10 protein-coding genes are annotated in these 11,987 nt (G+C 43.9%); 5 read left to right on the top strand and 5 right to left on the bottom strand.

Going from position 1 to position 11,987, the window contains the following annotated elements; translation table 11 throughout:
- The first annotated feature begins 5 nt into the window (after positions 1 to 5).
- Positions 6 to 1,520: an ATP-binding protein gene (locus OA79_RS13445; protein ID WP_063333753.1), complete on the top strand. Its 1,515-nt coding sequence runs from the start codon at positions 6 to 8 to the stop codon at positions 1,518 to 1,520.
- Positions 1,521 to 1,548: 28 nt separating this feature from the next.
- On the opposite strand, the gene OA79_RS13440 is transcribed toward OA79_RS13445, so the two are convergent.
- Together OA79_RS13440 and argF are read right to left on the bottom strand one after the other, a co-directional pair.
- Entirely contained in the window at positions 1,549 to 2,475 is a 927-nt protein-coding gene (locus tag OA79_RS13440) for a LysR family transcriptional regulator (protein ID WP_156486276.1), read from the bottom strand.
- Positions 2,476 to 2,564: 89 nt separating this feature from the next.
- A complete protein-coding gene (gene argF / locus OA79_RS13435) occupies positions 2,565 to 3,470 on the bottom strand; it encodes an ornithine carbamoyltransferase (RefSeq protein ID WP_063333752.1) in 906 nt (301 codons plus the stop codon).
- A gap of 243 nt (positions 3,471 to 3,713) precedes the next feature.
- On the opposite strand from argF, the gene grxD reads away from it, so the two are divergent.
- Together grxD and OA79_RS13425 are read left to right on the top strand one after the other, a co-directional pair.
- Complete coding sequence (grxD, locus tag OA79_RS13430; protein WP_013795395.1) at positions 3,714 to 4,043, top strand: Grx4 family monothiol glutaredoxin; 330 nt, start codon at positions 3,714 to 3,716, stop codon at positions 4,041 to 4,043.
- A gap of 64 nt (positions 4,044 to 4,107) precedes the next feature.
- On the top strand, positions 4,108 to 4,731 hold the full coding sequence (locus tag OA79_RS13425) for a peroxiredoxin (RefSeq protein WP_063333751.1): 624 nt from the start codon (positions 4,108 to 4,110) through the stop codon (positions 4,729 to 4,731).
- A gap of 78 nt (positions 4,732 to 4,809) precedes the next feature.
- Here the strand turns inward: OA79_RS13425 and gloA2 are convergent, their stop codons facing one another.
- The 3 genes from gloA2 to OA79_RS13410 are packed head-to-tail and all read right to left on the bottom strand — an operon-like array spanning position 4,810 to position 7,115.
- Positions 4,810 to 5,202, bottom strand: a complete 393-nt coding sequence (gloA2, locus tag OA79_RS13420; protein WP_063333750.1) for an SMU1112c/YaeR family gloxylase I-like metalloprotein — start codon at positions 5,200 to 5,202, stop codon at positions 4,810 to 4,812.
- A 36-nt stretch (positions 5,203 to 5,238) separates the two neighbouring features.
- On the bottom strand, positions 5,239 to 6,192 hold the full coding sequence (locus OA79_RS13415; RefSeq protein WP_063333749.1) for a LysR family transcriptional regulator: 954 nt from the start codon (positions 6,190 to 6,192) through the stop codon (positions 5,239 to 5,241).
- A 35-nt stretch (positions 6,193 to 6,227) separates the two neighbouring features.
- Positions 6,228 to 7,115, bottom strand: a complete 888-nt coding sequence (locus OA79_RS13410; RefSeq protein ID WP_063333748.1) for a LysR substrate-binding domain-containing protein — start codon at positions 7,113 to 7,115, stop codon at positions 6,228 to 6,230.
- 332 nt (positions 7,116 to 7,447) lie between these two features.
- Here OA79_RS13410 and OA79_RS13405 point away from each other — a divergent pair, with 332 nt between their 5' ends.
- Together OA79_RS13405 and OA79_RS13400 are read left to right on the top strand one after the other, a co-directional pair.
- Positions 7,448 to 9,235: an EAL domain-containing response regulator gene (locus OA79_RS13405; RefSeq protein WP_063333747.1), complete on the top strand. Its 1,788-nt coding sequence runs from the start codon at positions 7,448 to 7,450 to the stop codon at positions 9,233 to 9,235.
- A 42-nt stretch (positions 9,236 to 9,277) separates the two neighbouring features.
- Positions 9,278 to 11,971, top strand: a complete 2,694-nt coding sequence (locus OA79_RS13400) for an ATP-binding protein (protein ID WP_063333746.1) — start codon at positions 9,278 to 9,280, stop codon at positions 11,969 to 11,971.
- Positions 11,972 to 11,987 lie beyond the last annotated feature (16 nt).

Here is an 11,987-nt window from a genome sequence, read left to right as displayed (position 1 = left end):
CCCTTATGCGTGAAGAAATGTGGCGACTTTATCGACACCTCATCATTGGCGGTGTTCTGGTCGTAGCAGCGTGTTACGCTGTCATGGAATTCACGCAAATTCGTTACGAGACAACACGGACTGAGCAGTTACTTTCTGTGGATGCAGAGCTCAGTGCGGTATTGTTTTTGTCTGGTGAAAGTCGAGATTTACCCAATTCTCGCTTTAACTGGACAGTGCGACCGTCAGAACGCTTTAGTGTTGATGAAATTTCTTCTTTACTTAAAAACAAAAGCTGGTTGAAATTGCCTGATGGCAGTTATCAAGTTGCGCTTGGCCCCGTTGAAAGCCCTCTTCTCATTGGTCGTACAAAAGCTGGGCCGTTTATTTTTAGAATTGAGCCTCTGCTTGATCGGTTTATTTTTGCAGATCAATTCTCTTACCAAGATAAAAAAGTCCTATTCGAAAGTATGTCCAGTGTATCCATGGAGCCTTTTGCGCAGCAAGTGACGGCGGAGCTCACAGGCATTGCAAGAGTTCGTGGTATTTACAGTCAATATGGTTTTATCTGGAAGGATGCAGAGGCCACAGAGCCTGTGTATTTATCGGCGGCAGATAGGGATTACATTTCTTTAACCTTTACCGTTGTTGCGGTTTCGAGCATTGGCGTGGCCATTATGCTGGTGCTGATTTGGCGTGAATTACTGACTCTCGATTTCAAACGAAAAACCTTTGAAAGTATTACCCGACAAATTGCGCGTGGTCGCAGTGGTTTACCAAAAGGCATTCCTGATAGTAGTGGTACGCTAAAAGAGTTGGCTTATTCCTTTGACTCTATGTCTTCTCATATTCAGCGTCTGCTAAAAGTACAGCGTGAAATGATTAATGCGATTTCCCACGAGTTAAGAACCCCGATTGCTCGTCTTCGCTTTGGTTTGGAAGTGATGAAAGACGAAGTGGATGAGGACGTAGCGAGCACTGTTGAAGCCTTAGAAGGGGATGTTGAAGAATTAAACACCTTGGTTGATGAAGTGTTAACCTACGGTAAGTTGGAAGACGGTTCGCTGGCATTGAACTTCAATGAAATATCCATGACAGACCTTATTGAAGGCATTCTGCAGCACAACAATCCATTATTGAAACACTTGGAAGTGGAAGTTCGAATGGATGAAAATGACCTTGTGGTGGCGGATGAGCATCATTTGAATCGAGCGTTACAAAACCTCATTTTGAATGCGGCTAAATACGCCGCAGGTAAGATTACCATCACTTTCTTGCAAGACTCTGAGCGTTGGCAGGTGGACATTGAAGATGATGGTCCTGGGATCGCATTCGAAGACAGAGATAAAGTATTTATTCCATTTCAGCGTTTGGACAATAGCCGTACTCGTGCTTCAGGCGGTTATGGTCTGGGGCTTGCCATTGTACAACGTATTGCGTTTTGGCATGGTGGCGCGGTATTGATCGATGCCAGTGAGTCGGGTGGCGCAAAATTCAGCTTAATATGGTCACGCAGTCAGCATCAAACAACCTTGTCTTAATGCTGACCTTTTCTTGTCGTTCTGACGCTTATAGCTCTGGCGCTAAAATGCCTTTCAAATTTTTAAAGCATGTCTTTGAAGCGGTATTAATTAAGTCTTCCATGTAGGCGTTTTCTCTTTGATCTTTACGGATCGCCAAATAGAGTTTGCACCAGACGCCTTCTTCGCCCAGTGATTTAGTGATCACATATTGACGGTTGGTGTATTCGGTTAAGGCCCAGTTTGGTAAACAACACACACCTCGTCCGCTGGCGACTAATTGCATCATCATTAGAGTCAATTCACTGTGACGAATTTTTGCCGGCGCAATCCCGGCAGGGTTCAGAAAATGTTTGAAGATATCCAATCTCTCAGATTCAACGGGATAGCTAATGAGTGTTTCTTTGATAAAGTCTTCTGGCACTAGAAAATCTTTCTTAGCAAGGGCATGGTGGCGTGATAGAGCGACTTGAGATTCGTATTGAAACAAAGGAATGTATTCAATATTTGGCAGCTCTTGTGGATCGGACGTCACGACCAAGTCCAGATCGCCACGAGCCAGTGCGGGCAGTGGCATAAAGCCAAACGCTGTGGACAAATCAAGTTCTACGTCAGGCCAATGCTCACGGAAGTGATCAATGGTTGGCATGAGCCATTCATAGCAACTATGACATTCGATGGCGATGTGCAAACGACCACTTTCACCTTCTGCAAAGCGTTGAATGTCGCGCTGAGCTGAACGGAAAGACACCAGCACATCGTCGGCTAGTTGTAGTAAACGCAGACCTGCACTGGTAAAGCGAACCGGTTTGGTTTTACGAATAAAGAGTGGGCATCCAAGCTTTTCTTCTAGGTCTTTTAATTGATGTGAGAGAGCAGATTGAGTCAAATGAACTCGTTCGGCCGCTTCTACTAAGCTGCCTGTTTCTCTCAGTGCGGTAAGTGTTTTTAAATGCCTAACTTCAATGATGCTCATGGTGGTTCACTATAGATGAGTTTTATTCAATACTTGAAAGGTAAAAAAGCTCGTTCGCAACAAAAGCACGAACGAGCTTGTCTATTGTCTTAGTGACGGATTAAAAATTCAAGTAATGCTTTTTGGGCATGCAGTCGGTTTTCAGCTTCGTCCCAAACGACTGAGTCAGGGTGGTCTAAGACCTCAGCGGACACTTCCTCACCTCTATGAGCGGGTAAACAATGCATGAAAAGAGCGTCTGAGTTTGCTTTTGACATCAAATCCGCGTTGACTTGAAAGCCATCGAAATCTTTTAAGCGTTGCTCTTGCTCGTCTTCTTGTCCCATCGAAGCAAAGACATCAGTAACAATTAAATCAGCCCCCGTGGCGGCTTGGTGTGCGTCATGGAGAATGGTGACGCGGTCTTGGTGTTCAGCAACCAATTCTGGGCTAGGTTCGTAGCCTTTAGGGCAAGCAACAACTAATTGGAAATCCAATAAAGCGGCAGCGTTAATATAGGAATTACACATGTTATTGCCATCGCCGACCCACACGACTTTTTTACCCTCAATCGAGCCTCGGTGTTCTTGGTAAGTTTGCATATCGGCCAATAGCTGGCAAGGATGGTAATCATCCGTTAAGGCGTTGATTACAGGAACAGAAGAGTACTTAGCAAAGGTTTCTACTGTTTTATGGTCGAAGGTACGAATCATGACCGCATCGACCATACTGGAGATAACGCGTGCACTGTCTTCTACTGGTTCACCACGGCCTAGTTGGGTGTCTCTTGGCGATAGGAATAGGGCATGGCCACCAAATTGTGCCATACCAGCTTCAAAGGATACTCGAGTTCGAGTCGATGATTTTTCAAAAATCATCGCCAATACACGGTTTTTTAAAGGTTGAAATAAGGTGCCTTCACGATGAATTTTCTTAAGCTCAGAAGCCCGTAGTAGTAATTGTTTTAACTCATCGGAGGATAGATCCTTCAGAGTAAGAAAATGTCTTGGCGACACGTGATGACTCCTTAATTGTCTTTTGAAAAGGGAATCGACCAATTTAATACACTAGACTATGTGAGTAAAGAGGCTTTGATGGGATAATGTGTAACGAAAGCCGGATTATGGGGTTGTAAATTGCCCATTAGACCTCATAAACTGATGCAACTTTAAAGAGCAATCGACAAAGACTTTTATAGGCTGCTTCATTTAGCCAAATTAAAGTCCAGATTGGTATAGCAAAAAAGCGAGGTTTTTAGCGTGAGTAACACAATCGAAACAATTAAAGAGCAGATTAGCAATAACGATATTTTGTTGTACATGAAGGGGAATCCTCGTGCACCACAGTGTGGTTTTTCCTCTCAAGCCGTTCAAGCCCTGATGTCTTGTGGTGAGCGTTTTGCGTTTGTGAACATTCTAGAAAACCCAGACATCCGTGCTGAGTTACCAAAATTTGCAAATTGGCCAACGTTCCCTCAATTATGGGTAAAAGGCGAGTTGGTTGGTGGTTGTGACATTATCGTTGAGATGGCCGGTAATGGCGAGTTACAAGAAGTAATCAAAAATGCGGTTGGTGATTCTGAAGAGTAAGCACCAAAATTCTGAGAATACCAAATAACGATTCAAACTAAGCAAATCAAAGGAGACGCTTAACATGTCTATTTTAGTCGGAAAAAAAGCACCAGATTTTACTGTTCCAGCCGTACTTGCGGATGGCCAGATTGTTGACTCTTTCAACTTAGCAGAAACCATCAAGGGTAAATACGCGATCGTATTCTTCTACCCATTGGATTTCACATTCGTTTGCCCGTCTGAAATCATTGCTATGTCTCATCGTATGGAAAAATTCCGTGAAATGGGTGTCGAAGTGATTGGTGTGTCTATCGATTCACATTTCACGCACAACGCTTGGCGTAACACACCGGTTGATCAGGGCGGTATTGGTGCTGTTGAGTACACGCTTGCTGCGGATATGGATCACGAAATTGCGAAAGCATACGGTATTGAATCTGAAGGCGGTGACTCTTACTACCCAGCAGGTGTTGCGATGCGTGCGTCTTTCGTTATTGACCAAAAAGGCATTGTGCGTTCACAAGTCGTAAACGATGAGCCGATCGGTCGTAACATGGATGAGCTTGTTCGTGTTGTTGATGCCCTTCAGTTCTTCGAAGAAAATGGTCAAGTTTGCCCAGCCGGTTGGAATAAAGGCGATAAAGGTATGGAGACATCACCAGAAGGTGTGGCTTCTTACCTAGCTGAGAGTGCTAAATCTCTATAAGATTTTGCTTTCTATAAAGCACTAATCTAAAAAGCGCACATCGTTTAATGTGCGCTTTTTTATTGTCTAACACTAGGCTTAGAGGGTTTCGTAGAGTTCAAGCGGTAGTTGGTCTGGGTCGGCAAAAAACGTGAAGCGTTTTCCGGTCAGTTCATCAACTCGAACGACTTCTGTTGCGACGCCTTGTTGGTGTAAGTAATCTATGCTGTCGTCTAGGTTATCCACGGCAAAGGCCAAATGACGTAAGCCTTGAGCTTCGGGTCTTGAGGGACGAGCTGGTGGATTGGGAAAAGAGAAGAGTTCGATTTGCGAACGGTCATTAATGGCCAGATCCAGCTTGTAAGACTGGCGACTTTCTCGATAGGTTTCACGAATAATCTTCAGCCCTAATATGTTGTGATAAAAGTGCTTAGAAACAGCATAATCTGAAGAGATGATGGCAACATGATGAATGTTGGACAGTTTAAGCATAAGGCACCTACTGCATAGTATTCTGACGTCTATTTATTACTTACTGGCTTGGGCGTTAAACTCATTGGCTACGTCAATCACTTGTCGTCTAAACCATATGTGACTGGCATCGTGATGCAGTAGTGGACTCCATATCATTTTTAGCTCGATCTTGGGAATATCGAAAGGAGGCTCTAAAATCACCAAATCTGGGTTCTTTTTGTTCACCATGGCGACTTTCTTCGGCAAGGTGGCAATTAAGTCTTGCTCTAGAGCGAGGTGCATGGCCGTATGATAACTGCGAGTAAACACACGAATGCTGCGTTTACGCTCAATGGCTTGCAGAGCTTCGTCAACCCAGCCCAGTTTCTGTACATCGGTTGGGTCCATCCCTACGCCAATACCAAAGCCGGTTTTACTCACCCAAATGTGTTGAGCCTTCAAATAAGCTTCTAAATTGAATTGGTCTTTAATTGGGTTATCCGCACTCATCATGCAAACAAAAGTATCAAGCCAAACGCTTTTTTGGTGGAAGGATTGGGGGAGTTCTTCAAAGCGGTTGATGGCCATGTCTATTTTGCCGGCTTCTACGTCGTGAAAAGTCACGTCGCTTGGCGTCATGATGTCGAGTGTAATGCCTGGTGCGTATTCACGCAGACGATTAAGCAAACGAGGGATCACAGTAGAGGCGGCATAGTCACTTGCCATAATGCGAAAGACGCGAGTACTGGTGCTTTCGTTGAAGTCGGCTTCCGGCTGTAATGCTTCTTCTAAGTCCAATAGGACTTTTCGGACGATGGGCTGAAGTCGTAATGCTTTTTCAGTTGGCTTCATGCCTTCGCTAGTCCGCACTAACAAGGGATCGTTTAATAAATCACGCAGACGCTTTAAGCCATTACTCATAGCCGGTTGTGTAATATTGAGTTTGTTGGCAGACCTTGTCACGTTGCATTCTCGCAATAGTACATCGAGATAAATAAGTAGGTTCAGGTCGATCTTATTAATATTCATAGGAATTTAATTTTTTAATCCGTTGTCATGTTTATTTAAACATTTGCTAACGCTGGAATGGCGCGACAAAGGTCAATAAAACGTTGTGCATTTTGCGTTAACGCGGTATTTCTCGGGGTAACGATTAGTAAATTGCGATTTAATTTTAATGGGGTTTGGTAGAGCCGGATTAAACCAGCGTTTAATTCCTGAGAAATCGCCATACGAGACAAACAACCTAACCCCATCTGATGTATCACGGCTTGTTTTACGGCTTCCATGTGTGCCAAGGATAGCACCACATTTAATTGTGGGATTTCTGCTCCGGTGGCCTGTTCTAAAATATTTCGGGTGCCTGATCCGGATTCTCGCATTACCCAGTTTGCGGCTTTTAAATCGTCCCAAGATAAATGCTCTGACCTATTTTCTTTGGTAGAGCCAAACACAACGAGTTCGTCCTGTAACCAGACCTGGGTCATTAACTCAGCGTGCTGACAATAACCTTCGATAAAACCGACTTCGGCTTTCCCTGTTAAGAGCTGTTGAATAACACTCTGGGTATTGCCAATATCGAGATTGAAGCGAATGTTAGGGTGTTGCTGTTTAAAATTGGACATTTGTTTCGGTAATAAATAATTACCGACACTGACACTGGCTGCTAAATGAAGGGAACCGCTTAATTCATCTTCATTACCCATGCTTTCAATTTGTTCTATCTGACTTAACACTGATCTAGCTTGTGGTAAAAGATGTCTTGCTTGAGGGGTGATTTGCAAGCGCTTACCATGACGACGAAACAGAGGTCGACCAAGTAGTGCTTCTAATTCTCTTAAAGCTTGGCTGGCAGCAGGTTGACTGATGGACACCATATCCGCCGCAGCGGTTACTGAGCCGGTGTGGACAACGGCTTCAAAAATTTGTAGCTGTCTCAGTGTGATTCTCATGCGTAAAGGGGCACCTTGTGTTTGTTGCATTCAGAAAAACGAAAGAAGTGAAAAGAGAGTGTTGCATCAGCTTCCTTAGCTTTTATTCCATTACATTCTGATGATGTCTAATCATAAACTGAAATCATGCTTTGTGCGTATGGGTGTTTTACGTAAATGGTGAATTAATTGGCAATTTTACTAATCGACTAGGTGATTCGTATTTTTTCCTATTCTATACGAGGCTACTTTCATGTTTCGATTAGTAACTTCTATAGATATTGAAGATTGATCAGGAGTACTATCTGTTACTTGGATTGATGGATTTTTGGGCAAATTAGGTGGCGTCTTTAATGGATGATTCTATTCCAACGGTTTTGATTGTAGATGATGTACCGGAAAATTTACGTATCTTAAAAGACGTGATTTCTTCATTGGATTGTCAGTTACTGGTGGCTAACTCAGGAGAGCGGGCGCTCGAATTACTGGAGAGAACTCGACCTTGTCTGGTGTTGTTGGATGTCATGATGGGCGGTATCGATGGTTTTGAAACTTGTCGACGAATCCGAACACTCCCCAATGGTAAAGATCTCCCCGTCATTTTTGTGACGGCGTTAGCGGACGAGATTAGTCGAGGCTTTGATGCTGGTGGCCACGATTACATTGGCAAACCCTTTCGAGTGGAAGAAGTGCGTGCGCGTGTTTCTCATCAGCTAGAAAGGTTTCAGCTCCTCAACGAACTCAAAGCATTAACGATTAGTTTAGAAGACAAGGTACGTGAACGTACTGCAGACTTGAATTTAGTGAATCGGAATTTGCGTAAAGAGGTCAATGAGCGTCGCTATATGCAGGACCGCCTAAAGTACTTGGCTCAACATGACTTCGTTACTCAGCTTTATAACCGCGATGCTCTGGACGAGCGCGTGTCTTTATTGATCTCTACCGTACAATCTAACCAAACCACACAAGTGCCGTATTTTGTGCTGATTGATGTGAATGAATTTCGCTTGATTAACGACTCCTGCGGTTGCATTGCTGGTGATGAATTATTGCATCAAATGGCGGCCTTAATCTCAGGATTAATTGATCCTAAAAATGATTTTGGCGCCCGTTTAAGTGGCGATAAATTTGCCATTGTGCTGCGTGATGGTGGCGTGCCAGCGGTCGAATCGTTTTTTCGTGCCTTTCATCTACTGCTGGAAGAGTTTGTATTTATTTGGGACGAACGTCAGTTCCGCATGAGCGTGACTCAGGTTGCCATACCGATCACCGAAGATATGGTGTCTTTTGAGCAAGTCGTGATGTTGGCAGATGAAGTTTGTTACTCCAGTAAAAAAGCAGGCATTTATTCTCGGATTATTCGCAATGCTCAAGATTTGGCTTACGAAGAACACCGAGGTAATTTGAATTGGGGCCTGCGGATTATTGATGGTCTTGAGAAAGATTTATTCGAAGTGCATTTCCAGCAAGTGTGTTCGTTAGTTCAGCAAGCGCCTAAAAAGAAAATCGAAATTTTGGTGCGGTTAAGGGACGAAGCAAGTGGTCAGTTGATTTATCCGAATGATTTTATTCGTGCTGCTGAGCGCTTTGGCATTATTTCTAAGATTGACCGATGGGTCATTCAGCATACTATGGCTGAGTTGTCTGAACGCGCTGAATTGTGGAATGACGTGGAGCAAGTGGCGCTTAATGTGTCTGCCTTGTCTGTGCGTCAGGCGGATTTCTCAGATTTTATACTTGAGCTACTAGAAAAATATCAATTAGACGGACGTAAGTTTTGTTTTGAAGTGACGGAAACGGAAGCTTTGAATAACTTCACTGATACTCGTCGCTTTATGTCCAAGTTGCACGAGCAAGGCTGCAGCATTGCCTTGGATGATTTTGGCACCGGCTTTTCCTCCTTCGCGTATTTGATGGATTTACCGTTTGATCTGATCAAAATTGACGGCATGTTCATTAAAGATATGCACGTCAATGACATTCATTTTGGTATGGTGGACTCTATCGTCAAACTGGCCAAAATGATGAATAAACCTGTGGTGGCAGAGTTTGTCGAAAACCAAGCCATTGTTGATCAACTGACCTCGTTGGGTGTGGAGTGGGGCCAAGGTTACCATTTTCATAAGCCTGAAAAATTATGACCCGTTGATCTGTTTAAGTGGCTGCTAAGGAGTGAAGAGTTAATGGGACTCGCTGAGCTATTTTATCTGTTGGCGGCGGCCTTCTTGGCTACCTTGCTGGTGTTTGCCGTTTTTCAACTTATTACTTTACTGCGTTTTAAGCATTTGCAGCGCCGTTATGCCCGAGCGGTGTTAGCCACCAAAGGTGGTGTATGGGAGTGGTTTCCTGCCAATAACCGCTTATACATGTCCTCGGAGTTCTTCTTGCAATTGGGGTTCGCGGAAAGCCAGACGCCTAAACGAGTGTCTGAGTGGTTAGCCCTCTTATCTGAGGCAGACAAGCTCGCTTTCACTGATTGGCAAAAACGCATGTTAGAGAATGGTCCAGATGGTCATAAAGTGTTTACCCTTAGATTGCAGTTGTTTAACCCAATACAGCAGAAGTATTGGATTGAAATACGTGGTCGAGTCGCTCGTCGTGACGCACGCTATGGTGTCAAAAGTATTGCGGGCATTATGGAAGACATCGGTTATTGGGTGGACACAGAAAATGAGTTGATCGCAGCGCGTGAGCAAGCACAGCAAAGAGAGCTTACTTTATCTACTCTATTGAATAATATGCCAGATGTCGTGTGGTACAAGGATGAAGCCGGCCGTTATTTGAACTGTAATCAGACGTTCTTTGATTTTCATCGTATGCCAGTAGAGGACGTTCAGGGTAAAACTGATATCGAGCTGAATCTTGATGATATTGGTGAAATTTATCATCAGCGTGATCAATCGGCCTTAGTGTCAGGGCAAACCATTCAAGATCAGTCTTGGGGATACTCGGAATCGTTACAAGAAGACAGACTATTTGAAATTCACCGTGTGCCTGTGATTGAACCCTCGATTAACTTTCGCGGTACATTGAGTATTGCTCGTGATATCACAGAGCGCCATGATCTGATCAATCAGCTTAAACTGTTTAAAAGCTTTGCTGACAATTCCGCACAAGGCTTTGCCATGGGAAGTTTGGCAGGGCAAGTGAGCTATTTTAATAACCACATTCGTGCTCTGCTGGGCGTTGGCGAAGAGCTCGTAGATAAACAACTGACTAAATTTCATTATCTAGATTTCTATCCACAATCCATCCACGAGTTTATCGAGACAACGGTGATTCCTTATGTGAGAGAGCATGGGGTATGGCAAGGTGAGTTACGAGCGAAAAGTTTAGATGGTCGTGTTTTTCCAACCTACGAAACCTACTTTATTCTGAAAGATGAGCAGGGCAAGTCGATTTCTGTCGGTAACATCATGAGTGATATCACAGAGCAAAAACAAGTCTCACATCAGCTTGAACAAGCAAAAGAAGCCGCAGAACAAGCAAACCAAGCGAAGAGTCATTTTTTAGCGAACATGAGTCATGAGATTCGAACCCCACTTAATGCCATTATCGGATACGCACAATTAATCAGTGAAGAAAATACCCTGACAGGTGTTTCGCGAAATCGTTTTGTGGCGATTGCTTCGGCAGGAGAGCGTTTATTAAACCTAATTAATGACATTTTGGACATTGCTCGAATTGAGTCCGGCCGTCTTGTATTGCAAGAACAAAAGATGGACTTGTGCAAAGAGGTAAAGCAAATTGGCAAGTTATTGCAAGGCCAAGCAGAATCGAAAGGTCTGACGTTTCAGGTAACCTGTGATTTAAAAGAACGTCAAATGGTGTGGTCTGATCCAGTTAAATTCCATCAAATACTGACTAACTTAGTGGGTAATGCGGTGAAATTTACTCAACAAGGCTATGTGCAGGTAACAGTGGGTATTCGGCATGAACGCATTCATATTCAGATCGAAGATTCCGGTCCTGGTATTGAACCAGAGTTAATGGAGCATCTGTTTACACCTTTTGTGCAGGGTAAGGCGGGCGAATTATCCGGTGGTACTGGCCTTGGATTAACATTATCCACCACCTTGGTGAAGTTAATGGATGGCAAGCTTAGTGTAAAAAGTAGCTCTGGAGTGGGGACGCAAGTATTAGTCGACTTGCCATTGTTGCTAGTGGAAGATGTCCTTGAAGATGAGTTACCAACGGATGAATTCTCCATGGGGATGAGGCTCAAAGAGCCGATCAAGGTGTTGGTCGCCGAGGACGATGCTTGGTCCCGTGATATTTTGGTGTCCTTACTTGAAAAAGCCGGCTGCCAAATTGTCGAAGCGAAAAATGGTGAAGAGGCCATTCAAGCGTTTCGATTGCAACGACCTGATATCGTCATGACAGACATTCGTATGCCGAAAATGTCGGGAGTGGATTTGTTGTCTTTAATACAACAAGAAGAGGGAATAGAAGCCATTCCGGTGATTGCTGTTACCGCATCGACATTAGAGCATGAGCAGCGAGCTTTGTTAGAGCAAGGTTTTTGGGAAGTCGTGGCCAAACCTTATCAAACTGAAGACATTTATCGTGCATTGACCCGTTACTTGAATGTACAGTTTGTCCCACAATTTGATGGCTATAAAACGAATGTTAATAACCCTGCTTCTTATGCAACAGCATTCGGTCAATCGTTAGAGTCGGATGCATTGCGAGAGATAGATTGGCAACCATTATTGGCTGCCGCGCGAAATGGTGATGTAGAAGCTGCCGAGGCCGCATTTGCAGAGTTAAAAGACCAGTTAACCGATGAAGATGACTGTCATCTTAAACAAGCGATTCATGCCTTCGATTTTGGTTTAGTGGAGCAACTGGTCAAGCGTTACCAAAGCGACCAATAAAATGATCTTAGATGTA

Source organism: Marinomonas sp. TW1, from assembly GCF_001625355.1.
GTDB lineage: Bacteria > Pseudomonadota > Gammaproteobacteria > Pseudomonadales > Marinomonadaceae > Marinomonas.
Note: the sequence above shows the minus strand (reverse complement) of the source record. Positions and strands in the feature narration are given on the sequence as shown.

Coding starts and splice junctions, on each gene's coding strand:
- OA79_RS13445 (WP_063333753.1), top strand. CDS start 6: ATGCGTGAAGAAATGTGGCGACTTTATCGACACCTCATCATTGGCGGT.
- OA79_RS13440 (WP_156486276.1), bottom strand. CDS start 2,475: ATGAGCATCATTGAAGTTAGGCATTTAAAAACACTTACCGCACTGAGA.
- OA79_RS13425 (WP_063333751.1), top strand. CDS start 4,108: ATGTCTATTTTAGTCGGAAAAAAAGCACCAGATTTTACTGTTCCAGCC.
- gloA2 (WP_063333750.1), bottom strand. CDS start 5,202: ATGCTTAAACTGTCCAACATTCATCATGTTGCCATCATCTCTTCAGAT.
- OA79_RS13415 (WP_063333749.1), bottom strand. CDS start 6,192: ATGAATATTAATAAGATCGACCTGAACCTACTTATTTATCTCGATGTA.
- OA79_RS13410 (WP_063333748.1), bottom strand. CDS start 7,115: ATGAGAATCACACTGAGACAGCTACAAATTTTTGAAGCCGTTGTCCAC.
- OA79_RS13405 (WP_063333747.1), top strand. CDS start 7,448: ATGGATGATTCTATTCCAACGGTTTTGATTGTAGATGATGTACCGGAA.
- OA79_RS13400 (WP_063333746.1), top strand. CDS start 9,278: ATGGGACTCGCTGAGCTATTTTATCTGTTGGCGGCGGCCTTCTTGGCT.